Source organism: Amycolatopsis sp. 3B14, assembly GCF_050958625.1.
Taxonomy (GTDB): Bacteria; Actinomycetota; Actinomycetes; order Mycobacteriales; family Pseudonocardiaceae; genus Amycolatopsis_E; species Amycolatopsis_E thermoflava.
In genome coordinates this window covers 1-23,486 of record NZ_JBHZEN010000022.1, presented here as the reverse complement: position 1 = coordinate 23,486, position 23,486 = coordinate 1, and the positions used below count along the sequence as shown (strand labels likewise).

Sequence of the window (23,486 nt, the reverse complement as noted above, 5' to 3'; positions counted from 1 at the left end):
GTGAGCATGGTGTTGCTGGCCGAGGACGACCCGGCGATCGCGGACCCGCTGTCGCGCGCGCTCGAGCGGGAGGGCTACGACGTCGAAGTGGTGGGGGACGGCCCCGCGGTGCTCGACACCACCCAGGCCAAGCGGGTCGACCTGCTCGTGCTCGACCTCGGACTGCCCGGCATGGACGGTCTGGAGGTGTGCCGCAGGCTGCGCGCGAACGGCAGCGAGCTGCCGGTGCTGATGCTCACGGCCCGCACCGACGAGGTCGACTTCGTGGTGGGCCTCGACGCCGGCGCGGACGACTACGTGGCCAAGCCGTTCCGGCTCGCCGAGCTGCTGGCGCGCATCCGCGCCCTGCTGCGCCGCCGGGCGCCCGAGGTGCTCGAAGCCGGCGGGGTGCGGATGGACCTCGGCGCGCGGATGGTGCTCGTGGACGGCCGCGAGGTGCAGCTGGCGAACAAGGAGTTCGAGCTGCTGCGGGTGCTGATGAGCCACGCCGGGCAGGTGGTGAGCCGCGACGAGATCCTCGCCGAGGTGTGGAACGACCTGGAGTCCAAGACCTCGAAGACGCTCGACATGCACATGTCGTGGCTGCGTCGGAAGCTGTCGGTGACCAGCGACGGCAAGGGGTCGGTGATCCACCACGGCGACGGTGAGCGGCGGATCGCGACGGTCCGCGGCGTCGGCTTCCGGTTCAACGCAGACTAGTGCGCCGCCGGATCCTGCTCGCCATCCTGCTCGCTGTCGCGGTGACCGCGGCGGCGCTGGGCATCCCGCTCGGCGTGACTGCGTGGAAGCTGGTCGACAGCATCTACAACGAGGACCTCGCCGGCCGCGCCGCGCAGATCGCGGCGACGCTGGACACCGAGCTGGCCGACGGCGCGCTCGACCAGAACGACCTCACGCAGGTGTCGGTCGCGATCCCGCAGGGCGGCAAGCTGGTCGTCGAGGTGCCGGGCCAGGACCGGATGACCGAGGGCGCCGACCCGGGGGAGGACCCGGTGACGGCGACCGTGCAGCTGGCGCGGCAGGGGCACCTGGAGCTGTCGATCCCGTCCGGGCCGCTGCGGTCACGGCAGACCACTGTCACGCTGGCGGTCCTGCTGCTGGTGGTGTTCTCGGTGACGATCGGGACGGTGGTGGCGACTGTGACCGCCCGGCGCCTGGCCAAGCCGCTGCGGCACGTGGCCGAGCGGGCGGCGCGGCTCGGTGGCGGGGACTTCCGGCCGGACACCAGCCGCTACGGCATCGGTGAGCTGGACATGGTCGCCGAGGCGCTGGACACGTCGGGCACCGCGCTGGCGCAGCTCGTGCAGCGGGAGCGGCAGCTGGTCGGGGACGTGTCGCACCAGCTGCGGAGCAGGCTGACCGCGTTGCAGCTGCGGCTGGAGTCGCTGACGGTGGCCGACGACCCGGACACGGCGGAGGAGGCGCGGGCGGCGCAGGAGCAGGCGGACCGGTTGTCGGAGGCGCTGGAGGAGCTGCTGGCGGCGGCGCGCGCGGCGAGCGAGGTCGACACGGAGGCGCTGGAGCTGGCCGCGGAGCTGCCCGAGGTGTCGCAGGAGTGGCGGCAGTTGCTGCGCGCGGAGGGCCGCAACCTGCGACTGCGGATCGGCGAGGGCCTGATGGCGCGGGCGACGCCGGGGCGGTTGCGCGAGGTGGTCGGGGTGCTGCTGGACAACGCGCTGCGGCACGGGGCGGGGACGGTCACGCTGGCCGCGCGCCGCGGCGAGACCGAGGGCACGGTGGTGGTCGAGGTGAGCGACACCGGTTCGGGGATCCCGGACGACCTCGCGCCGCACATCTTCGAGCGCGGATTTTCCGGCGGCGGCTCGACGGGGGTCGGGCTGGCGCTGGCTCGTGCCCTTGCGGAGGCCGACGGCGGGAGGCTGGAGCTGTCCAGCCGGCGGCCGGCGGTGTTCAGCCTGTTCCTGCGGGTGCCGAACCCCGGGGACGTGCCGGAGGTGCGCTGGCCCGCGGAGCGCGTGCCGCGCTGAGCGGGCGCGAGCCTCGGCCGGCTGCGGCCAGGGCCGGAAGTGGGTGGCGTGCCGGGTTCTTTGCCGCGGGTGCCGGACAGCGCGATGGGGTGCCGGCCCGCTGGGCGCGTGTCGTGTTGAGCTGGGGTGGCAGCGTCGGGCATGGCTGGGCCGGTTCGTCCGGGGCCGGAAGTGGGTGGCGTGCCGGGTGCTTCGCCGCGGGCGCCGGACAGCCCGATGGAGTGCCGGCCTTGTGTAGCGTGCGCCGCGTTGAGCTGGGGCGGCAGCGTCAGGCATTGCTGGGGTGACCTGGTTCGCCCGGGAACCGGTGCCGGAAGCGTGGCGCGGCGCGCGGGCGCCGGGCAGGGTGGCTTACCGCCGCTCAAGGAGTGGGTACCGAATCCCAGGGTGCGCTGGCGCGGAGAGGTGTTGCGTCAGCGTCGCTGGGCGACGCTGGCTTGGCCCTCGGGGCGCCGGAAGTGGGTGGCGTGCCGGGTGCTTGCCGCGGGTGGCGGACAGCGCGATGGGGTGCCGGCCCGCTGGGCTCGTGCCGCACTGAGCTGAGCGAGCCCAACCGGCTGCCACCGAACGTTCGGCGGGCAGCGTCAGGCGTTGGTGTCCGCCTCGTCGCGGGACAGGTCCCTGCGGCGCTTCCCCAGTTCGTCCGGGAAGACCCACCGCTTGAAGCCCCAGAAGCGGAACACCATCGCCAGCAGCATGCCGATGATGGACCCGCTGACGAAGTCGGCCAACTCCTGCGCGAACCGGCTCACGTGCGGCAGCTCCAGGTGCAGCACGTACCGCGACACCCACAGCGGAATCAGGTTCACGGCCACGGCCAGACCGCTGATCACGAAGAACAGTGCCGCCTCGTGGTGCCTTTCCCGTCCCCCACGAGTCCGGAACGACCATTCGCGGTTGAGAATGTAGGACACGATGGTCGCGACGATGATCGCGATCGCTTTCGCGGTGGTCGGCTTGTCTTCCAGCACGCTCAGTTTCAGCAGGTACCAGACACCGTTGTCGACGACGAAGGTCGTTCCGCCGACGATCCCGAATTTGAGCAGCTCCCGATGTTTGATCAAGACCGAGCGCAGTGGCTCGGGCGTGTGCGACAACACACTTTCCACAACGGTCACTTGCGCAGTGTACGTAGTCCGCGGAACGGGGGATCGTCAGGCAGCGGATGAAGCCGGTTTCATCCCATTCATTTCGGCGGGTACGGGATCCACGGCAACCACCACCACGGCCGCCCGTGGTCCTTGGTGGTCGAGGTCGCCGACGTGCTCGACGGGGCCGAGGGAGTCGTCGGCGAAACCGTGGTCGTGGTCGTCGTGCTGCTCGACGTCGTCGATCCGCTCGACGACGGGTTGGTCGTCGTGGCGGGTTTCGACGACGGCGTCACCGTCGTCGTGGTCGGCGCGAGCCCCGGCACCCCGCAGTGCGGCAACCAGCAGTCGAAGGTGACGGTCCGCGACGCGTGCGCGCGGCCCAGTGTCGCCGAAACGGTGACGGTTTGGGATTCCTTCTTCGGCCGGTCCAGCTCGAACCACAGCCGCAGGTGCTCGCCCGGCTCGAGCGCGTTGAGACTGGTGCAGGTGGTCGTCGGGCCGCTGTCGCACGCCGCCCGGAAGTTGCCCAGGATCAGCCGCGCGTCGGTGTCGATCGAGAGGGTGACGGGCTTGGTGTTCTCGCCCTTGTTGACCACATCGACGGACAGCCACGCGGTCCGCCCCCACACGTGCTGGCCGCTCCAGAGGGCCGTCGCTTCCAGGGCCAGGTCGTCCGGCAGTTCGGCGACGGCCACCGGCACGTTCACGGACAGGCGGATGTTCGCGCCCGCGTTCACCGTCCCGGTCACCTGGCCCGAGGACGCCGTCCGGTCGGCCTTCAGCAGGAACGTCAGTACCGCGGTCTCACCCGGCTGCAGTCCGCGCGGCGTGGTGCAGGTGACTGTGCCCTCGCCCGGCGGGCAGTTCACCAGCAGCGGCCCGGCGGCGGCCTGCGCGGCGAAACCGCCGGCGCCGCCACCACCGCCACCGGCCTGGACGACGCTGATGCCGGGCGGCAGGTTCAGCGTCGCCGCGACCGGTTCGGACACCGAGGCGCCGCTGTTGCGCACCGTGATCGGCAGGGCGACCGCGTCGCCGCCCGGTTCCAGTTCGAGTGCCGTGGCCGGGCCCTCCGCGGTGATGTTCGCGGGCGCGGCAGGCGGCGGTGGCGGCGGTGCCGGAGTCGGCGCGGCCGCCGGGGGCACGACGGGCGCGGGTGCCGGCTCGACGGCCGGCGCGGGCGGCGCGGCGGGCGGAGCAGCGGGCGGGGCCGGTGGCTGGGCAGGCGCGACGGCGGGCGGTGGCGCCGGGACCGACGCGGCCGCCGGGATCTCCTGGGTGCCGCCACCCGCGGCCAGCGCGGCGGCGACCGCCGCGGCCACCGCCGTCCCGGCGATGCCGACGCCGACGAACTGCCGCGGCCCGGCCGCGGCGAGCGAAGCCGCGCCACCCGCGGACCCGGCCGCGGCGCCCGCGGTCGCCACGGTCGCGGCCGTCGCCTTGCCCGCGGTCGCGAGGTAGCCCAGTGCCGCACCGCCGAGCACGATCGGCGCGATGATCGCCCGCAGCGCGCCGTTGACCTCGGCCAGCTCGGCGGCCAGCGCGCGACAGTCGTCGCACTCGTCCAGGTGCGCCTCGACCTGGGCGCGTTCCCGTTTCGACAGGCCGTCGCGGGTCCACGCGCCCAGCCGCTCGGCGCAGGCGCGGCACTTCTCGGCGGACGTCTCGGCCAGGTGGACCTGCAGGTAGGCCTGCCGCAGACCCTCGCGGGCGCGGTAGGCGAGCGCGGACACCCCGTTCGGCGTCAGGCCCAGCAGCGGCGCGACCTCCGCCGGGCTCTGCTGCTCGATCTCGGTGTGCCACAGCACCGCCTGCCAGCGCTCGGGCAGGGACGCGAAGGCCTTGGCCGCCATCGTCCGCTCCAGGCCGGCGACGGCGGTGTCGGAGAACTGGACGGTCAGCGCCTCCGCGCCGACCGTCGTCATGTCCTCGTTGAGGTCGACGCGCTTGTCCTTGCGGGTCTTGTCGTAGGCGGTGTGCCGCAGCGCGGTGAGCAGGTAGGCGCGGAAGGCGCTGTCCGGGCCCTTGCCGCCGCGCAGCGTGTCGAGGACCTTCGCGAACGCGTCGGACACCAGGTCGTCGGCCTCGGCGTTGGACCGCGCGAGCTGCCGCGCCAGGTTGTAGGCCGCGCCCACGTGCCGTTCGTAGAGCGTGCCGTAGGCGGCCAGGGTGCCGGTGCGGACGTCGGTGATCAACTCCGCGTCGCTCTTGCCCTCGAAATCGGCCGGAAGGGTGGACACCGCTCTCCTTATCCCCAGTGTTGCGCGATCAGTGTGACTGACCGGCCCGGCGTCGTCACGCAACACCTCGCCCTATTGACCCGCACGGTGTAATTCCGTCACGACCCGCCGGGTGGATCGTCACTTCACCGGAACAGCGGTCGCGGGACGAGAGGACGGTTGCCAGTGGACGTGCCGGCCATGGGTTTGCGGCTCGAACCGGAGCCCGGCGGCGATGGCCGGTCCCTGGCTGAGCTGCGGGCACGCTGGCGGTCCGCGAGCCTGGCCGCGGGATGGCGTTTCCCCAGCGACTGGGCGCTGCCGGAGGTCGACACGGTGTGCACGGCGCTGCTGCGCAGGGGCACGGCGGAAATCCCGATCGCGGGCCTGGCCAGGGCGCGGGCCGCGGCGGGCGCCGGGCTGGCCGAAACGCTCGCGGATCTGGCGGCGTTGCACGCCGTGATCACCCCGCCGGGGGATTCAGGCGGTCCGGTGAGCCCGGACGTGGACGCGCTGCCGTCCCGGCTACTGCGGGTGGCGGCGCTCGCGTGGGCCGAGGTCGCGATGGACAAGCTCGCCACCACCGAGGTCATCGACCCGCTGACCGGCCTGCCCACCGCGTCCTACCTGCGGACCCGGTTGCGCGAGCTGTACGGGCGGCCGGCCCAGCGGGTGTCGGAGGACCACACGCTGCTGGTGGTGTCGGTCGACCTGACCGGCGTGACCGGCTGGTCGCGGCTCACCGCGATGATCCTGATCGCGGAGGCGCTGCGGGTGGTGTTCGACGGCGGCGAGAGCATCGCGAAGCTCGGGCCGTCGACGGTCGCCGCCGCGGTCCCGCGCGACGGCCGGATCGCCGCGAAGGCCGTGATGCTGCGGCGCGAACTGCACGAGCGCCTGTCGGTCGACGACCAGCTGGAATCGGTCAGCCCGCCGAAGATCAAGTTGGTCCGGCTGCCCGCCACGCACGACTCCGCGTGCGACCTGCTGCAGCGACTCGCACGAACCTGACCCTGTCGCCACTGAAAAGCCGTTTCGTGATTTCCTGAAAGGGTGACCCAGTCAGTGCCCGCCGCCGGCGGCGAACCGCTCAGCGAGCCGGCGCACCCGCGCCTGGCCCTGCGGACCTCGCTCGCCCGGTTGTCGGTGCGGCCGCGTTCGATCCTGCTGCTGTCGCTCGTCCCGTTGCTCGCGCTCGTCTTCGGTGTCGTCGGCTGGCTGCTCGACTGGCGGCTCGGCGTGGACAGCGCGGTGTACCGGGCTGGAGCGATCACCCTGCTCCACGGCGAACCGCTGTACGACGCGAACACCCTGCCGCCGGAACCGTGGTGGGCGCTGCTGCCGTTCACCTACCCGCCGACGGCCGCGCTGCTGTTCGTGCCGCTGGCGATCCTGCCGGTCCAGATCGCCTGGGGCGTGCTGACCGCGATCTCGGTGCTGGCGATGGCGCTCGTGGTCCGCGTGGCGATCGGCTCGCTGCCGACCCCGCCCGCCGTCCGCCGCTGGTGGTCCTCGCCGGCCCGCGCGACGCTGCTGTTCTCGCTGGTCATGCTCGGCCTCGAGCCGGTCTGGCGGACGATCTTCCTCGGCCAGATCAACCTGATCCTGATGGCCGTCGTCGTGCTCGACGTCCTCGTCGTCACCACCCGCAACACCCGCTGGGGCGGGGTGCTGGTCGGCATCGCCTCGGCGGTGAAGCTGACGCCGCTGGTGTTCGTCGCGCACCTGTTCCTGACCGGCCGCCGCCGCGAGGCCTTCCGCGCGTTCGGCGTGTTCCTCGGCCTGCAGCTGCTGATGCTGGCGCTGATCCCGGGCGACACCATCCGCTACTGGACCAAGACGATCTCCGACACCGGCCGCATCGGGCCGGTGCACTGGGCGGGTAACCAGTCGCTGAACGGCCTGATGAACCGGCTCACCGACCTCGCGCCGTGGGCCTCGAAGGCGGCGCTCGGCGTCGCGGCGCTCCTGGCGATCCCGGCCGTGTGGCTGATGCTGCGTTTCCACCGCCGCGGTCAGGCGCTGGCCGCCCTGCTGGTCACCGCGTTCTTCGGGCTGCTGGCCTCGCCGATTTCGTGGTCGCACCACTGGGTCTGGGCCGTGCCGCTGATCGTGCTGCTGGTGTCCCGGCTGCCGCAGGCCACGCTCGCGAACGCGTGGAAGCGCTGGGTCGCCACCGGGGCGGTGGTCGCGGTGTTCATCAGCTGCGTGCTGCTGGCGCTGCCCAACGGGCGCAACATCGAGCTGCACTGGAAGTTCTGGCAGACCGTGCTCGGCAACGCCTACATCCTCACGCCACTGGTCCTGACCGTGGTGCTGGTGACGCGCTGGGCGTTGCAGCGCCGGCGGGAGCGGGCGCGTGACGACGTTGCGGTCCCGGGCTGAGCCCGCACTCGTCGGCGTCCTCGTACTGGGCGCGTTCGCGGCCGGGGTGGCCGGCTGGCTCGCGGGCTGGCACCTGGGCGCGGACAGCGCGGTCTACCGCGCCGGCGCGCTGACCTTCCTGCAGGGCGACGCGGTCTACACCCCGGACCGGCTGACCACGCTGCCGTCGTGGGTGTCGCTGCCGTTCACCTACCCGCCCGCCGCGGCGTTGCTGTTCGTCCCGCTCGCCGCGTTGCCCAGCGGTCTGACGTGGGGCGTGCTGGCGGCGGCGTCGGTGCTGTCGCTGGCCGTGGTGATCCGCGTGAGCGGCCGGTTCCGCGGTTGGGCGGTCGCCGGGCTGACGGTGGCGGCGCTGGGGCTGGAGCCGGTCTGGAAGACGATCTTCCTCGGGCAGATCAACCTGGTGCTGCTCGCGCTGGTCGTGGTCGACGTGCTGGTGCTGGCCGGCTCGCGCTGGTCCGGCGTGCTGATCGGGGTCGCGGCCGCGGTGAAGCTGACGCCGCTGATCTTCGTGGCGCACCTGTTCGTCACCGGCCGGTGGCGCGACGGGCTGCGCGCGCTGGCCACGTTCGCCGGGCTCCAGGCCGTGATGTTCGCGCTGATGCCCGGCGACGCCGCGCGGTACTGGGCCGAGGCCGCGTTCGATCCGCACCGCGTGGGCGGGGTGTCCTGGATCTTCAACCAGTCGCTGGGCGGGCTGGTGAACCGGCTCTCGCACGAGGCGTCCTGGTCGACGGCGGTCGCGCTGGCCGTCGGCGCGGTGCTCGCGGTGCCCGCGGTGTGGCTGGTGCGACGGCTGCACCAGCGTGGCGAGACGCTGGCCGCGTTGCTGGTGACCGCCTTCTTCGGGTTGCTGGTCTCGCCGGTTTCGTGGTCGCACCACTGGGTGTGGGCGGTGCCGCTGATCGTCCTGCTCGCGTCGAAGGCGCGCTGGGTGTGGGCGGGTCTGGTGGCCGCGTTCTTCGCCAGCTGCGTGGTGATGCTGGTGCCCAACGGCGGCGACACCGAGTTCGGCTGGGGGCCGGAGCTGTTCGTGCCCGGCAACGCGTACGTGCTGGCCGCCGCGCTGGGAATCATCGGGCTGGCGGCCCGTGAGCTGCGTCTCCCCGTAATCTAGAACCGCTATGGACAAGCGCACAGGTCTCCCGGTCGTCGGGATGGTGGGCGGCGGCCAGCTCGCCCGGATGACACATCAGGCCGCGATTTCGCTGGGACAGTCGCTCCGGGTCCTCGCGATCGACGAGAACGACGCCGCCGGCCTGGTCGCCGGGCAGGTCCAGATCGGTCACCACACCGACCTCGACGCGCTGCGCGAGTTCGCCAAGACTGTCGACGTGGTCACCTTCGACCACGAGCACGTCCCGTGGGAGCACCTGTTCGCGCTGGTCAACGAGGGCTTCACGGTGCGGCCCGGCCCGGACGCGCTGGCGTTCGCGCAGAACAAGCTGGTGATGCGCGACCACCTGTCGGCCACCGGGTTCCCGTGCCCGCCGTACGCCGAGGTGTCCGAAGTGGAGGACCTCCTCAAGTTCGGCGCCGAGCACGGCTGGCCGGTCGTGCTGAAGGCGGCCACCGGCGGCTACGACGGCCGTGGCGTGTGGATGGTCGAGTCCGACGCCGAGGCGCGCACGCTGGTGCCCGAGCTGCTCGCCGCGGGCACCGAGCTGCTGGTCGAGCAGCGCGTCGCCATGAAGCGGGAGCTGTCCGCGCTGGTCGCCCGCTCGCCGTTCGGGCAGGGCGCGGCCTGGCCGGTCGTGGAGACCGTGCAGGAGAACGGCATCAACACCGAGGTGCTGGCGCCCGCGCCGGGCCTGACCTCGCGGCAGGTGCACGAGGCGCAGGAGCTGGCGCTGCGGCTGGCGAACGAGCTGAACGTGGTCGGCATCCTGGCGGTCGAGCTGTTCGAGACCGACGGCGGGCTGCTGGTCAACGAGCTCGCGATGCGCCCGCACAACTCCGGCCACTGGACGATGGACGGCTCGGCCACCTCGCAGTTCGAGCAGCACGTGCGCGCCGTCCTGGACTACCCGCTCGGCGTGACCGACCTGATCGCGCCGACGGTGATGGCCAACGTCCTCGGTGCCCCGGAAACGCCGCGGATGTCGCCCGACGAGCGGCTGCACCACCTGTTCGCTCGTTTCCCGGACGCCCGGGTGCACCTCTACGGCAAGGGCGAGCGGCCCGGCCGCAAGCTCGGGCACCTCAACTTCGTCGGCGGCGACCTGGACAACCTGCGGACCCGCGCCAAGCTGGCCGCGCACTGGCTGTCGCACGCCGAATGGCCCGACGGCTACGACATCCACTGAGAGGAAGACGCGTGACCGACGTCGGCGTGATCATGGGCAGTGACTCCGACTGGCCCGTGCTCGAAGCGGCCGGGACGGCGCTGGACGAGTTCGGCGTGTCCTACGAGGTCGGCGTGTACTCCGCGCACCGGACCCCGCAGCGGATGCTCGACTACGCCCGCAGCGCGGCGGACCGCGGCATCAAGGTGATCATCGCCGGCGCCGGGGGAGCAGCGCACCTGCCCGGCATGGTCGCCTCGGCGACGGTGCTGCCGGTGATCGGCGTGCCGGTCCCGCTGAAGTACCTCGACGGCATGGACTCGCTGCTGTCGATCGTGCAGATGCCGGCCGGGGTGCCGGTGGCGACGGTGTCGATCGGTGGCGCCCGCAACGCCGGGCTGCTGGCCGTGCGGATCCTGGCCGCGCAGGACCCGGCGTTGCGGGAGAAGATGGCCGCCTTCCAGGCCGACCTCGAACAGCTCGTCCTCGACAAGGACGCGAAGCTCCAGGAAAAGCTTCAGTCCTAGCTGGCGTTGTACTGCTTCGCGATGAAGGCCGCCGCCTGGTCGACGCTGCCGTCCGTGGCGTAGCTGAGGTGGCCGTAGCCCGGCCCGGTGCCCGTGCCGCCGCAGACGGTGTCGCCGCGGTTGCAGAACTCCAGTGACTTCGGGCCGTAGGCCGGGCTGGCCGTCTTGATCGTCTGCCCGTACAGGCCGAGCGGGTTGCCGAACGCGATCACCGCGACCACGCGCGGCGCCAGCTCGGTCGGGATGGTCTGCCCGGTGCCGAGGTAGGTCCGGATGCCGATCGCGATGTCGGTGACGCTCGCGCCCTGCGAGTAGCCGCCGATCGCGAACTTGGTGTCCGAGCACGCGGCCGCGGTGGACTTGATGTGGTTGCTCATGTCGGTGGCGCCGGGGCCCGCGCTGGTCTGGTCGTAGCTCGCGGCGTAGTTGACCGCGTAGGACGAGACCGACGCCGAGGACAGCGCGGACTTCACGTCGGAGACCAGCGGGGTGCCCGTGATGCCGAGGCCGGGCGCCTCGCCGCTGCCGCGGGCGAAGACGATCTCCAGGTCGGAGCAGGCGGCGGCGTCGGCGGTGGCATTGCCGGCCACCGCAGTGCCGGCCAGCCCGACGACGGCGCAGGCGAGCAGGGCCAGTGTGCGAAGTCTGTTGTGGACCATTCACCGAGTTTCCCGCCATCGTGTTGCCCGGGGCATCGGTGAAATCACCAGTGTCGGTGAACTCCTGGTCGGTCCGGTTTCCGGCGGGTACCCGGCGATCATGGAGTTCTCGCGCCGCACGCTGGGCATGTTCGCCGCATCCGCCGGGTTCGTCCGGGCCGAGCCGCCCGCGGCACGAGCACCCGTCGGGCTGGTGTTGTCGCACGAGCAGTTTCCGACGTCGCGGCTGCTGGACTTCGCGCGGCAGGCGGAGGCGGCGGGTTTCGCGTTCGTCTGGGCCAGCGACCACCTGCAACCGTGGCAGGACAACCAGGGGCACTCGATGTTCCCGTGGCTGACGCTCGCACTGGTCGGTGAGCGCACGCGGCGCGTCACGTTCGGCTCCGGCGTGACCTGCCCGAGCTACCGGCACCACCCGACCGAGGTCGCGCAAGCGTTTGCCTCCCTGGAACTGCTGGCACCGGGACGGACGTTCCTCGGGCTCGGCACTGGTGAGGCGGTCAACGAGCAGGCGGGCACCGGCCAGTACGGCCGCTATGCCGAGAGGCACGACCGGCTGGTCGAGGCGATCACGCTGATCCGGCGGTTGTGGACGGGGGAGCGGGTCACCTTCCGCGGCCGGTTCTTCTCGACCGACCAGCTCAAGCTGTACGACCTGCCGTCGAAACCGCCGCCGGTGTACGTGGCCGCGCAGGGCCCGAAGAGCGCACGGCTGGCCGGCCAGTACGGCGACGGCTGGATCACCCAGGCCGGAGCGTCCCTCGACCCGGCGCTGCGGGACGCGTTCGCGGCCGGCGCGCGGGCGGCGGGGAAGAACCCGGACACGATGCCGAAGTGGGCCGAACTGTTCGCCGTGGTGGGCGACCAGCGCGAGATCGACCTGGCCGCGCAGCGGTGGCGGTTCACGGTGAATCCGGCCGATCTGCCCAACCCGGAGGCGATCCAGGAGGCCGCGCAGGCGACGCCGCTGGCGGAGGTGGCCGGCCGCTGGGCGGTGGGCACCGATCCGGCGGTGCACGTCGCGGCGGTGCGGAAGCTGCTCGACGCGGGCGTGACGCCGTTCCTGCACTTCCCGCAGGAGTACCCGGGCGTGGCGATCGAGTTCTACCGCGCCCGGGTCCTGCCGGCACTCTAGAGCCGCTGCCGCAGCTCGCGCTTCAGGATCTTGCCCGCCGCCGAAACCGGGATCTCGTCGACGAACCGCAACTCCCGGATCCGCTTGTAGGGCAGGACGTTGTCGTTGACCGCGGACAGGATCTCCGCCTCGGTCACGTTCTCCTCGGCCCGCACGACGAAGGCCACCGGCAGCTCACCGACATCGTCCTGCTTGCGCCCCACGACGGCCGCCGCCGCGACGCCGGGGTGCGCGATGAGCAGCTCCTCCAGCTCCCGCGGGTACACGTTGTACCCCTTGTACAGCAGCATGTCCTTCTTGCGGTCCACAATGGATAGATAGCCGTCCTTGTCCAGCACGCCGATGTCGCCGGTGTGCAGCCAGCCGTCCACCAGCACGGCGGCGGTCTCGTCGGGCCGGTTGTGGTAGCCCGCCATCACCTGCGGCCCGCGGATGCACACCTCGCCCTGCTCGCCCTCGGGCACCGGGTCCTCGCCGCCCTCCAGCGGCACGATCTTGACCTCGGTGTCGAACACCGGCACGCCCACCGACCCCTGCTTGCGCAGCCCGGACCGGAACGCCGGGTTGATCGTGGCGCCCATGGTGACCTCGGTGAGGCCGTAGCCCTCGCTGATCACCGCGTCCGGGAATCGCGCGGCCAGCGCCTTCAGCATCTCGTGCGGCAGCGGCGCGGCGCCGGAGCTGATGCCCCGCACGCTCGACAGGTCGCGCGTGGCGAGGTCCGGGCTGGCCAGCAGGGCCGCGAACAGGGCGGGCGCGCCGCCGATCGACGTGACCCGCAGCCGCTCGGCGTCGGCGAGGTAGGCGACCGGGTCGAAGCGGTCGTGCAGCGTGGTGGACCCGCCGCTCATCACCGGGACGTTGAGCCCGCCGATGGTGCCCATGGCGTGGAACCACGGCGTGAGGTTGATGCCCGAGCCGGTGCCCAGCCGGGTCGGCCACTCGTCCGGGCTGCCGACCTGGTCCAGCGTGAGGTCGCCGTCGTCGTCCAGCGCCGGCAGCGAGCCGGTGCCCCAGCAGGCGTACTGCAGCGTGTTGACGACGACGTTGCGGTGCGGCAGCCGCACGCCCTTGGACCGGCCGGTGGTGCCGCCGGTGTAGGAGAGGTGGGCGAGGTGGGTGCGGGTGTCGATGTCCAGCTCGGGGCGGGTGTCCGGCTGGTCGGCGAGGAACGACTGGAACTCCACCTGTCCCTCGGCGAGGTCGTCCGGCGCGACGACCACGACCAGCTCGACGGCGGTCCGGTCGCGCACCGCGGTGAGCACCGGCGCGACCTTGCCGAGCGTGACCACGGCGACGGCGCCGGAGTCGGCGAGCTGGTGGGCGAGGTCTGCGGGCGGCAGCAGCGGGTTCGCCGGGGTGAAGGTCGCGCCGGCGAGCAGGATCCCGTAGTAGGCGATCGGGTAGGGGAGGCAGTTGGGCAGGTGGATGGCGACGGTCGCGCCAGGCCCGATGCCCCGCGCCCGGAGCGCGTTGGCGAACCGGCACGCGGCGCCGTACGTCTGGGCGTAGGTGAGGGAGCGGTCGTGGTGGGTGAACGCGGTTCGGTCGCCGTAGCGCTTCGCGGCGCCGGCGAGGATCGACCCGGCGGGGACGTCGGGGTACTCCAGCGATCTCGGGAAGTGGGGCGGCCATGACCCAGCAGCAGTGATCGGCATCACTCCACCATAGAGCGAAGGTGCGGCCCAGAACACAATTCCGGCTGGTGAACGACTACTAACATGGACGGCGGACTTCTTACCCGTGCGAGGAAAGGTGACGAAGGTGTCGGAGACCCCGGGCCTCTACCAGCTGGCCGAGGAGCACGAGGAGCTGCGTGCTGCCGTGCGTGCGCTGGCGGAGAAGGAGATCGCACCTTACGCCGCCGAGGTGGACGAACAGGAGCGGTACCCGGTCGAGGCCCTGCGGGCGCTGAACGCCTCGGGCTTCAACGCGGTGCACATCCCCGACGAGTACGAGGGGCAGGGCGCGGACGCGATCGCGGCGTGCATCGTGATCGAGGAGGTCGCGCGGGTCGACGCGTCGGCGTCGCTGATCCCGGCGGTCAACAAGCTGGGGACGCAGCCGATCATCCTGTCGGCGTCGGCCGAGCTGAAGAAGCTGGTGCTGCCGGAGATCGCGGCCGGGGCGACGGCCTCCTACGGGTTGTCGGAGCGGGAGGCCGGTTCGGACACCGCGTCGATGCGCACGCGGGCCCGGCTGGACGGTGACCACTGGGTGCTGAACGGGACGAAGGCGTGGATCACCAACGCCGGCGAGTCGACGTGGTACACGGTGATGGCGGTGACCGACCCGGATGCGCCGAAGAAGTCGAACGGGATTTCGGCGTTCGTGGTGCACAAGGACGACCCGGGCTTCTCGGTCGGCCCCAAGGAGAAGAAGCTGGGCATCAAGGGTTCGCCGACGCGGGAGATCTACTTCGAGAACTGCACGATTCCGGCGGACCGGATCATCGGCGAGCCCGGCACCGGACTGAAGACGGCGCTGCGCACGCTGGACCACACCCGGCCGACGATCGGGGCGCAGGCGCTGGGCATCGCGCAGGGCGCGCTGGACGCGGCCGTGGCGTATGTGAAGGAGCGCAAGCAGTTCGGTCGCGCGATCGGTGAGTTCCAGGGCGTGCAGTTCATGCTGGCGGACATGGGCACGAAGATCGAGGCCGCCCGGCACCTGGTGTACGCCTCCGCGGCAGCCACCGAGCGCGGCGACGCGCGTGCCGGGTTCATGGCCTCGGCGGCGAAGTCCTACGCCTCGGACGTGGCGATGTCGGTGACCACCGACGCGGTCCAGCTGTTCGGCGGCGCCGGCTACACCCGCGACTTCCCGGTGGAACGCATGATGCGCGACGCGAAGATCACCCAGATCTACGAGGGCACGAACCAGATCCAGCGCATGGTGATGGCGCGGGCTCTGTTGAAGGGCTGATCGGCGCGGTTTATTGGCGCGGCGTCCGGGCGTTGGCTCGGGCGCCGCGTTTTTTTTTGTGCCCTTTCCTGCGACTTGCGCGAAACATCTGTTCGGAGAGGCGCAGGCGGGCCGCTGGGCGGTCGACGAGGAAACGGGGACGCCGACGCGCTGTGTGCGCCTGCTCACGCGTTCATGTCCAGAATGTGGGTTTTTCACGATCCGCTCACCTGGCTCCGGTACCGTCGACCCTGCTAGTTGAAACTTCAACCAGAACGGGGAGCTGCGATGTACGACCGGGTCAAGGACGTGACGTTGTTGATTGGCCGGGTGGCGGTGGGGGTGGTCTTCCTCGCGCACGGCCTGCAGAAGTGGGACGCCGGCCTGGACGGGGTCACCGCCATGATGAGCGGCATCGGCGTGCCGCTGCCCACCCTGTCCGCGCTCTTCCTCATCGTCATCGAGACCGTCGGCGCGGTCGCGTTCATCCTCGGCGCCGCGCTGCCCGTCCTGGGTGTGCTGTTCGCCGTGGACATGGTCGGCGCGATCTTCTGGGTGCACCTCGACGCCGGCCTGACCGGTCAGGGCGGCTACGAACTCGTGCTCGTCCTCGGCGCGGCGGCCCTCGCGCTCGGGTTCAACGGCGGACGCCTCTCGCTCGACCACCTGCTGGTCGGGCGGCGCCGGGCCCGCAAGGCCGAGCTGCAGACCGCCTAGGCGAGCAGGTCGACCGTCGTCCGCTCGGCGGCCCTGCGGTCGTCCAGCTTCGACGGGTCCGGATTGGAGATCTGCACCAGGTGGGCGCCCGCTGACAACGGGGTCAGCAGGCCGCCCAGCACCCCCTCCGGCACACTCCACTCCACAGTGGACAGCACGCGCGCGCTGGAACCCAGGGCGCCTGCCCGGGAACGCGCCTCCGCCAGCACCTCGTCCACAGTGGACCCCGCGAGCGCCGGCGTGTCACCGGCGATCGGGATCATCGGGCTGAAGTCGTCGCCGTACGCGCGCGCCTCGTTGAGGTAGTCCAGCGCGCCCGGCACCGGCGCGGTCAGCCCGCGGCCCATCGGGTCCAGCGCCACCACCGCCGTCGACTCGGCGCCCGCACCGGAACCGCCCGGCGCCACGAACGCCACCCGCGCCCCGGCCGGCGAAGCGACCACCTCCGCGCCGCACCACCACGCGCCCAGCAGCACGCCCACCGTCTGCCAGTGCGCGGGCAGCAGCACGGCCACCGGGTCGCCCGGCTCCACGTCGAACTCCTCGACCAGCCAGTTCGCCGTCTTCGCCGCCCAGTTCGCGGTGGTCGCCACCGACAGTTCGACCCGGGTGCCCGCCGCGTCGTCGTAGTGGGTGATCAGCGGCTTCCCCGGCTGGGCGAGCAGGGGTCGGAACAACGCGTCGGTCAGGCTCACGCCGCCGATTCTGCCTCCCGGACCGCCTCGGATCACTGCGGGGTGGTCGCGCGGGGTGAAGCGTCCGATGGCGAGGTGGTCGGGTGCGGGACGGCACGGCGACGGCACGGCGCTCGGCGTGGCGGCGGGCGCTGCCGGGTCTGAGGGGCGGACCGGTTCGCCGGGCCCGTGCCGTAGGCCGCGACGACGATCGCGGCACTGCCCACGGCGCTCGTAGGCGTCCAGCGCGTCGTGGTGGAACAGCCGCGGCCGGGCGAGGTACAGCTTGAGCAGCGCGGTGCGGCAGAGCGGCTCACCTACGACGCGATCGTGAGGACCACCGTGGGGGCCGGCTTGGTCGTGTGCCGGGCGGCAGCCCACCGGCGGCCGGCCGGCTGGGTGGTGGGCTGCTCGGGCACCGGGCCGGGCTTGGTGGTGGGCCGCTGCGTGCCCGGGGCGGGCTCGCTCGTGGGCGGCTCGGCGACTGGGGTCGGCTAGGTGGTGGGCGGCTCGGTCACCGGGGTCGGCTGGGTGGTGGGCGGCTCGGCGACTGGGGTCGGCTAGGTGGTGGGCTGCTCGGTCACCGGGGTCGGCTGGGTGGTGGGCGGCTCGGCGACTTGGGTCGGCTAGGTGGTGGGCTGCTCGGTCACTGGGGCTGGCTGGGTGGCGGGCACTCGGCCTCCGGGCCGGGCCGTGGGCCGCTGCGTGCTCGGAGCCGGCTCGGTGGGCCGCTCCGTGCCCGGAGCCGGCTCGGTCGTCGGCCGGTCCTCGGGCGTGCCCGGCTTGGTCGTGAGCTGCGTGGTCCGGTCGCACCGATCCGGTGATCAGTTCACACACGTCACGCCGGCGGGCACCGCCTGCACCGCCGCCGCGCCCGGCGACGCCCCGCCGCCGCCCGATCCGGCGCTCCGCCCGGCCAGCCCCGCGAAGAACTGCCGCACCGCGACCGGGTCCACCTCCACGATGCTCTGCTCGCCGTCCGGGCTGCGGCCGTCGATCTTGACCACCGGGATCGTCGTGAACGTGACGTCCCCCGAGGCCAGCCCCTTGGCCTTGTCCGCGAACTGCAGCAGGTCGAAGTCCGGGTCGAGCACCAGCGACCGGTGCAGCGCGTCGGTCAGCTCGCCGAGCGTGCCGGGGTTCGCCAGCACCCCGGCCGAGAGCACCTTGTGCAGCGCCGACGACAGGAACGCCTGCTGCCGCACGATCCGGTCCAGGTCGCCGCGCGGCAGGTTCTTCCGCTGCCGCACGAACGACAACGCCTCGCCACCGGACACGGTCTGCACCCCGGCCCGGAAGTCGGCCCCGGAGTCCTTGTCCTCGGTCGCGTGGTTCAGGCACACCTGCACGCCGCCGAGCGCCTCGGTGATCAGGTAGAACCCGAGCAGGTTGACCTCCGCGTAGTGGTCGACCCGCACCTGCGTGAAGTCCTGCACGGCCTGCACCAGCGCCTGCCGCCCGGCCTGGTCGGAGTCCCGCTCGACGCCGGCCGCGTCGCGCCTGCCCGAGCGCCGCAGCTCGTCGGCCTTAGCCTGCTTCGCGACGCCGTACACCGAGTTGATCTTGCCCTGGCCGCCGCGCGGCACGTCGATCCAGGTGTCCCGCGGGATCGACACCGCGTACGGCTTCGCGCCGTTCTTCGGGAGCCGCACGATGATGACCGTGTCGGTGTTCACGCCGCTGGTCTGCTCGGTGCGCAGCGTCTTGAGCACCTGCAGCGGCAGCGCGTTGCCCTGCATGTCCGTCCGGGCGTCCGCGCCGACCAGCAGGATGTCGTCCGCGCCGTCGTCGGCAGGCGGCGCGGGCTTGTCGTCCGGCAGGTCGAGGGCGTCCGTGGTGTGCACGTTGCCCTGCACCTCGTGGTAGGTCGCCCACGCATACCCGGTCGCCGCCAGCGCGAACACCGACACGAGCGCGATCAGCGTCTTCCCGGTGGCCCGGAACGGGCGGCGACGGCGGCGTGGCTCGGCCCGCGGCTCGTCGGCCGGATCCTTCGACCGCGGGAACGGCGTCGGTTTCGGCTCGTCGTCGTCCATCCCCGTGGTCTCCCCCCTTGTCAGCCCCTGGGGACCAGGTTAAGGCACCGGGAGGTCAGTTCACACACGGCACGTCACCCGCCGTGATGGGCGGCGGCGCGGGGGAGGACGAGGTCAGGGCCGGTGAGCTGGGCGGCGCCGCCACGGAGGAACTCGCCCGGCGGCTCGAGGTCGGCGGCGCGCTGGACGCCGACGACGTGGGCGCGACCGAGGAGGACGTCCGCTCGCTGCCGTCGGACGTGAGCTGGTCGACGAACGCGTGCACGGCCTGCGGGTCGACCCGCACGACATCCGCGCCGCCGATGACCGCGTTGCCGACCACCGGGATGGTGCGGAACTCGATGTTGCCGCCGTTGAGCCCGCGCATCTGGGCCGCGAACTCCGGCAGGTCCCAGTTGTCCGACAGCACGACGGACTTCTTCACGGCGGTGATCACGTCGGAGAGCTTGCCGGGGTTGGCCAGCACGTCGCGGGAGAGCATCTTGCGGGCCAGCCCGGACAGGAACGCCTGCTGGCGCCCGATGCGGTCCAGGTCGCCGCCCGGCAGGTCGTAGCGCTGCCGCACGAACGCCAGCGCCTGCACGCCTTCCACGGTCTGCCGCCCGGCGGGCAGGTCGACGCCGGACTTGCGCTCCCGCACCGGCGCCTTGAGGCACACCTCGACGCCGCCGAGGGCCTTCGTCACCTCGTAGAAGCTCGCGAGGTTCACCTCGGCGTAGCGGTCGATCATGCCCGGCTTGCCGATGAACGTCTCCAGCGTGGCGATCAGGTTCTTGCGGCCGGCGACCTTGGCCTGCTCGTCGGCCGACTTCAGGTCGGCGCCCTGCTGCTGGAGCTCCCGGAACCGGTCGTTGTAGGCGTAGACGAACGCGCCGTTGAGCTTGTGCTTGCCGAACCCGCCCGCCAGCTCGACCCACGAGTCGCGCGGGAACGAGATCGCCACCGCGCGGCGCCCGTCCTGCGGGATGTGCACGAGGATCATGGTGTCGGTCTGCTTCTCGCCGTCGGACTCGCCGGCGTGCAGCATGTCCAGCACCTCGCGCGGCAGCGGGTTGCCCTGCGCGTCGGTGCGGCTGTCCATGCCGACCAGCAGGATGTCCACCGCGCCGTCGAGCGGCACCGCGTGCAGCTCCTCGTCGAAGACCTGGGTGGTGGACAGGCCCGAGTTCGGGTCGCCGATGAACTGCCAGCCGTACCAGGTCACGGTGAGCACCGCGACCGACACGAGCGCGACCACGAGTTTGCCGCCCCGGCGCGCGATGATCGCGATACGGTTGCGCCGCCGTCTGGGAGACGGGATGGGCCGCGCGGGCCACGTGACCTCGTCCGCGGCGTCCAGGCGGGTGGTAAGCCCGTCGGTCACACTCGCTCCCTCCCAGCCCCCGACCCGAGTGAATGCGTCCAGATTACTGTTCGGGTGAGTGAAGCGGTCGTGGGCTGGTCCGTGACGATCTTGAGGAGGAGAAGGCGATGCGGGTCCTGGTGACCGGGGGCGCGGGTTTCATCGGCTCGCACTACGTCCGGCAGGTGATCTCCGGCGCGTACCCGGCGCTGGCCGACGCCGAGGTGGTGGTGCTCGACAAGCTCACCTACGCGGGCAACGAAGCGAACCTCGCGCCGGTCGCGGACTCGCCGCGGCTGCGGTTCGTGCGCGGCGACATCACCGACGCGCAGGTGGTCGCCGAGGTCATGGAAGGCGTCGGCCTGGTCGTCCACTTCGCAGCCGAGTCGCATGTGGACCGCTCCATCCTCGGCTCCGCCGACTTCGTGCTGACCAACGTGCTGGGCACGCAGACCCTGTTGCAGGCCGCGCTGGACGCCGGGGTGGACAAGTTCGTGCACGTCTCGACGGACGAGGTGTACGGCTCGATCGAAAGCGGATCGTGGTCGGAAGACCACGTGCTGGAGCCGAATTCGCCGTACTCGGCGTCGAAGGCGTCCTCCGATCTGATCGCGCGGTCCTACTTCCGGACGCACGGGCTGCCCGTGTGCGTGACCCGGTGTTCGAACAACTACGGGCCGTATCAGTTCCCGGAGAAGGTCATCCCGCTTTTCGTTACCAACTTGTTGGACGGTCACCCGGTCCCGCTGTACGGCGACGGGCTGAACGTCCGTGACTGGTTGCACGTGGACGATCACTGCGCGGGCATCCAGCTGGTGGCCGAGGGCGGCCGTCCCGGCGAGATCTACAACATCGGCGGTGGCACCGAGCTGACCAACCGTGAGCTGACCGAGCGGCTGCTGGCCGCGGTCGGCGTCGGCTGGGAGCGGGTCGAGCAGGTCGCCGACCGCAAGGGCCACGACCGGCGGTACTCCGTGGACATCACCAAGATCAGCACCGAGCTGGGATACGCGCCGAAGGTTTCCTTCGACGCGGGTCTGGCCGATACGGTGCGCTGGTACGCCGACAATCGGGCGTGGTGGGAGCCGTTGAAGCGGCGCGCCGCGCTGGTGGGGAAGTGACGATGCTCAGTGTGCTGGTGCCCGGCGGAACGGGGCAGCTCGGCAGCGCCCTGACCGCGCTCGCCTCGTCCGAGGTCCGTGTGGTCGCGCCGTCGTCGGCCGAACTGGACGTGACGAGCGCCGGCTCGGTGATCGCCGCGGTGAACGCGTTGGCCGCCGAGGCGGCGGAGGCCGGGCGCAGCCCGCTGGTGATCAACGCGGCGGCCTACACGGCGGTCGACGCCGCGGAGACCGACGAGTCGCGGGCGTTCCGGATCAACGCGGACGGCGCCCGGGTGCTCGCCGCGGCCTGCTCGTCCCGGCGGGTGCCGCTGATCCACGTGTCCACGGACTACGTCTTCCCCGGCGACTCGTCCCGGCCCTACGAGCCGGAGGACCCGCTCGGCCCGCGCAGCGCGTACGGCCGGACGAAGGCGGCCGGTGAGGACGCCGTGCTCGGTTCGGGGGCGCGGGCCTGGGTGGTGCGCACGGCGTGGGTCTACGGCGCCGGCGGGGCGAACTTCGTGGAAACCATGCGCCGCCTGGAAGGCGAGCGCGACACGGTGTCCGTTGTGGACGATCAGCGCGGGTCGCCGACCTGGTCCGCCGATCTGGCCGCGGCCCTGCTGGACCTTGGCCGGGCAGTGGTGAGCGGGCGCGCGCCCCAGCGGCGGGTGCTGCACTGCACGAACGCCGGGGAGACCACCTGGTACGGCTTCGCGCGGGCGGTCTTCGAGGAGCTCGGGGCCGATCCGGAGCGGGTGAAGCCCTGCACGACGGCCGAGTTCCCCCGGCCGGCGCCGCGGCCGCCCTACTCGGTGCTGTCCAACGAGGCGTGGCAGCAGGCCGGGCTCACGCCGCTGCGCCCGTGGCGCGAGGCGCTGCACGACTACCTCGCCGGGAAGTAGCCGGCGTCAGCGCGGACGCAGACCGTCGACGATCACCGCGACGATCTTGTGCGCCCGCGCGTCCCACTCCGCCTCCGGCACCCGTGACAGGGCGCCCAGCAGGAGGATGACGTCCGCGGCGTCGACCTCCACGCGCACCTCCCCGGCGGCCTTGCCGCGGTCGAGCACCGTCCCCAGCGCGTCATCGAGCCGGTGGTGCTGGTCCGCGTAGAGGTCCTGCCACGCCGACGCCTCGATCGCCGCCATCACACCGCGCTTGACCCGCGCGTACTCGATCAGCCGCTGCATCCACAGCGTCAGCGCGTCGAGCGGGGCGTGCTCCGCCAGCAGCGGCGCCACCGCGTCCACGAGCTGGGTCAGCTCGTGCCGGTACACCTCGGCCAGCAGGTGCTCGCGGGTCGGGAAGTGCCGGTAGAGGGTGCCCTGGCCGACGCCGGCCGCCTTGGCGACCGCGTGCAGTTTCAGCTCGCCGCCGTCGGAACCGCTCAGTTCGGCCCGTGCGGCCTGGACGATGCGGTCGCGGTTGGCGACGGCGTCCGACCTGCGCTCACGGCTTCCCACGGGGCCACCTCCTCAAGCGGACAATTGTCCGGTACCGTTAAGCGGACAGTTGTCAGCTTAGTGGGGAGTCATCCGATGAGCGGAGTGGACGGCAAGGTCGTCGCCATCACCGGCGCCAGCAGCGGCATCGGGGCGGCGACGGCGATCGAGCTGGCGGACCGCGGGGCGGCGGTCGTGCTGGGAGCGCGGCGGGGCGACCGGCTCGCGTCGCTGGTGGACCGGATCCGGGGCGACGGCGGTCGTGCGGAGATGCTGGAGGTCGACGTCACCCGGCGGGGCGACCTCGCGGAGCTGGTGGGCCTGGCGGTGGACCGGTTCGGGCGGCTCGACGTGCTGGTGAGCAACGCCGGGATCGCCAGCCTGGCGCCGGTGGCCGACCTGGAGGTGGACGCCTGGGACGCGATGATCGACGTCAACGTGCGGGGCGTCCTGTACGGGATCGCCGCCGCGATGCCGGTCTTCCGCGCTCAGGGGCGGGGGCACTTCGTCACCACGGTGTCGACGTCGGGGCTGAAGATCGTGCCGACGCAGGCCGTGTACGCGGGCACCAAGAACGCGGTGCGCACGGTGCTGGAGGCGTTGCGGCAGGAGTCGACCGACGGGGTGGTGCGGACGACGGCGATTTCGCCGGGGTACGTGCGGACGGAACTCGTCGACAACGTCGCCGATCCGGACCAGCGGGAGGCGGCGCAGCGGGCCATGGCCGAGATGGGGATCGCTCCGGAGGCCGTGGCGCGGGCGGTCGCGTTCGCGATCGAGCAGCCGGACGACGTGGAGATCGGGGAGCTGGTCATTCGGCCTGCGCGGCAGGGGTGATTTCTGCGCGGCTCGCCGTGCTGGGTGGCGGGTTTAAAGATCAAAAGAGTCCTCGCCGGACGGGCAGGCTCCGGGATGACCAGGGGTTGGGTGCCTCGTCCCACCTTGGCGAGGTGGTCGCTGGGTGGTCATCCCGTCG

At 72.1% G+C, this 23,486-nt stretch carries 21 protein-coding genes; 13 read left to right on the top strand and 8 right to left on the bottom strand.

Annotation, left to right across the window (positions count from 1 at the left end; all coding sequences use genetic code 11):
- The first annotated feature begins 6 nt into the window (after positions 1 to 6).
- Positions 7 to 699 carry a response regulator transcription factor gene (locus ACCP09_RS12655; RefSeq protein ID WP_026153804.1) on the top strand — a complete coding sequence of 231 codons (693 nt, stop codon included), beginning with the start codon at positions 7 to 9 and terminating at the stop codon, positions 697 to 699.
- Positions 699 to 1,988 carry an ATP-binding protein gene (locus tag ACCP09_RS12650; RefSeq protein ID WP_027932449.1) on the top strand — a complete coding sequence of 430 codons (1,290 nt, stop codon included), beginning with the start codon at positions 699 to 701 and terminating at the stop codon, positions 1,986 to 1,988. The genes ACCP09_RS12655 and ACCP09_RS12650 overlap by 1 nt, the downstream gene beginning before the upstream one ends.
- 584 nt (positions 1,989 to 2,572) lie before the next feature.
- Here the strand turns inward: ACCP09_RS12650 and ACCP09_RS12645 are convergent.
- Positions 2,573 to 3,106, bottom strand: coding sequence for a GtrA family protein (locus tag ACCP09_RS12645; RefSeq protein WP_027932448.1), 534 nt, complete (start codon positions 3,104 to 3,106; stop codon positions 2,573 to 2,575).
- A 68-nt stretch (positions 3,107 to 3,174) separates the two neighbouring features.
- Positions 3,175 to 5,319 (bottom strand): sigma-70 family RNA polymerase sigma factor, encoded by a 2,145-nt coding sequence (locus tag ACCP09_RS12640; protein ID WP_433746031.1) that lies wholly within the window; start codon positions 5,317 to 5,319, stop codon positions 3,175 to 3,177.
- Positions 5,320 to 5,484: 165 nt separating this feature from the next.
- On the opposite strand from ACCP09_RS12640, the gene ACCP09_RS12635 reads away from it, so the two are divergent.
- Genes ACCP09_RS12635 through purE form a run of 5 tightly spaced genes read left to right on the top strand, consistent with a single transcriptional unit; the run spans position 5,485 to position 10,495 of the window.
- Positions 5,485 to 6,309 (top strand): GGDEF domain-containing protein, encoded by an 825-nt coding sequence (locus ACCP09_RS12635; RefSeq protein ID WP_027932447.1) that lies wholly within the window; start codon positions 5,485 to 5,487, stop codon positions 6,307 to 6,309.
- 42 nt (positions 6,310 to 6,351) lie between these two features.
- On the top strand, positions 6,352 to 7,683 hold the full coding sequence (locus tag ACCP09_RS12630; protein WP_027932446.1) for a glycosyltransferase 87 family protein: 1,332 nt from the start codon (positions 6,352 to 6,354) through the stop codon (positions 7,681 to 7,683).
- Positions 7,658 to 8,800, top strand: coding sequence for a glycosyltransferase 87 family protein (locus ACCP09_RS12625; protein WP_433746026.1), 1,143 nt, complete (start codon positions 7,658 to 7,660; stop codon positions 8,798 to 8,800). The genes ACCP09_RS12630 and ACCP09_RS12625 overlap by 26 nt, the downstream gene beginning before the upstream one ends.
- Before the next feature lie 7 nt (positions 8,801 to 8,807).
- Entirely contained in the window at positions 8,808 to 9,989 is a 1,182-nt protein-coding gene (locus ACCP09_RS12620) for a 5-(carboxyamino)imidazole ribonucleotide synthase (RefSeq protein ID WP_433746023.1), read from the top strand.
- A complete protein-coding gene (gene purE / locus ACCP09_RS12615) occupies positions 9,962 to 10,495 on the top strand; it encodes a 5-(carboxyamino)imidazole ribonucleotide mutase (RefSeq protein WP_051079491.1) in 534 nt (177 codons plus the stop codon). Before ACCP09_RS12620 ends, purE begins: the two co-directional genes overlap by 28 nt.
- On the opposite strand, the gene ACCP09_RS12610 is transcribed toward purE, so the two are convergent.
- Positions 10,492 to 11,154 carry a cutinase family protein gene (locus ACCP09_RS12610; RefSeq protein WP_433746020.1) on the bottom strand — a complete coding sequence of 221 codons (663 nt, stop codon included), beginning with the start codon at positions 11,152 to 11,154 and terminating at the stop codon, positions 10,492 to 10,494. The genes purE and ACCP09_RS12610 overlap by 4 nt on opposite strands.
- 100 nt (positions 11,155 to 11,254) lie before the next feature.
- Between ACCP09_RS12610 and ACCP09_RS12605 the strand changes: the two genes are divergently transcribed.
- Positions 11,255 to 12,289: a F420-dependent hydroxymycolic acid dehydrogenase gene (locus tag ACCP09_RS12605; protein ID WP_433746018.1), complete on the top strand. Its 1,035-nt coding sequence runs from the start codon at positions 11,255 to 11,257 to the stop codon at positions 12,287 to 12,289.
- Here the strand turns inward: ACCP09_RS12605 and ACCP09_RS12600 are convergent.
- Complete coding sequence (locus ACCP09_RS12600) at positions 12,286 to 13,947, bottom strand: class I adenylate-forming enzyme family protein (protein WP_433746015.1); 1,662 nt, start codon at positions 13,945 to 13,947, stop codon at positions 12,286 to 12,288. The two genes, ACCP09_RS12605 and ACCP09_RS12600, sit on opposite strands and share 4 nt — an antisense overlap.
- A gap of 97 nt (positions 13,948 to 14,044) precedes the next feature.
- On the opposite strand from ACCP09_RS12600, the gene ACCP09_RS12595 reads away from it, so the two are divergent.
- Both ACCP09_RS12595 and ACCP09_RS12590 read left to right on the top strand, forming a co-directional pair.
- Positions 14,045 to 15,214 carry an acyl-CoA dehydrogenase family protein gene (locus tag ACCP09_RS12595; protein ID WP_027932439.1) on the top strand — a complete coding sequence of 390 codons (1,170 nt, stop codon included), beginning with the start codon at positions 14,045 to 14,047 and terminating at the stop codon, positions 15,212 to 15,214.
- A 267-nt stretch (positions 15,215 to 15,481) separates the two neighbouring features.
- A complete protein-coding gene (locus ACCP09_RS12590; RefSeq protein WP_123683870.1) occupies positions 15,482 to 15,910 on the top strand; it encodes a DoxX family protein in 429 nt (142 codons plus the stop codon).
- On the opposite strand, the gene ACCP09_RS12585 is transcribed toward ACCP09_RS12590, so the two are convergent.
- The 3 genes from ACCP09_RS12585 to ACCP09_RS12575 form a co-directional block, all read right to left on the bottom strand.
- Positions 15,907 to 16,605: a TIGR03089 family protein gene (locus ACCP09_RS12585; protein ID WP_433746011.1), complete on the bottom strand. Its 699-nt coding sequence runs from the start codon at positions 16,603 to 16,605 to the stop codon at positions 15,907 to 15,909. The genes ACCP09_RS12590 and ACCP09_RS12585 overlap by 4 nt on opposite strands.
- Before the next feature lie 803 nt (positions 16,606 to 17,408).
- Positions 17,409 to 18,620 carry an LCP family protein gene (locus tag ACCP09_RS12580; protein WP_027932436.1) on the bottom strand — a complete coding sequence of 404 codons (1,212 nt, stop codon included), beginning with the start codon at positions 18,618 to 18,620 and terminating at the stop codon, positions 17,409 to 17,411.
- 55 nt (positions 18,621 to 18,675) lie between these two features.
- Positions 18,676 to 19,983 carry an LCP family protein gene (locus tag ACCP09_RS12575; protein WP_157360658.1) on the bottom strand — a complete coding sequence of 436 codons (1,308 nt, stop codon included), beginning with the start codon at positions 19,981 to 19,983 and terminating at the stop codon, positions 18,676 to 18,678.
- A 107-nt stretch (positions 19,984 to 20,090) separates the two neighbouring features.
- Here ACCP09_RS12575 and rfbB point away from each other — a divergent pair, with 107 nt between their 5' ends.
- Complete coding sequence (rfbB, locus tag ACCP09_RS12570) at positions 20,091 to 21,083, top strand: dTDP-glucose 4,6-dehydratase (protein WP_433746007.1); 993 nt, start codon at positions 20,091 to 20,093, stop codon at positions 21,081 to 21,083.
- Positions 21,084 to 21,085: 2 nt separating this feature from the next.
- Entirely contained in the window at positions 21,086 to 21,970 is an 885-nt protein-coding gene (rfbD, locus tag ACCP09_RS12565; RefSeq protein ID WP_433746097.1) for a dTDP-4-dehydrorhamnose reductase, read from the top strand.
- Between the two features lie 6 nt (positions 21,971 to 21,976).
- Here rfbD and ACCP09_RS12560 read toward each other — a convergent pair whose 3' ends face one another.
- Positions 21,977 to 22,531, bottom strand: coding sequence for a TetR/AcrR family transcriptional regulator (locus ACCP09_RS12560; RefSeq protein WP_433746004.1), 555 nt, complete (start codon positions 22,529 to 22,531; stop codon positions 21,977 to 21,979).
- A 75-nt stretch (positions 22,532 to 22,606) separates the two neighbouring features.
- Between ACCP09_RS12560 and ACCP09_RS12555 the strand changes: the two genes are divergently transcribed.
- Positions 22,607 to 23,347: an SDR family oxidoreductase gene (locus ACCP09_RS12555; RefSeq protein WP_433746001.1), complete on the top strand. Its 741-nt coding sequence runs from the start codon at positions 22,607 to 22,609 to the stop codon at positions 23,345 to 23,347.
- Positions 23,348 to 23,486: the final 139 nt, after the last annotated feature.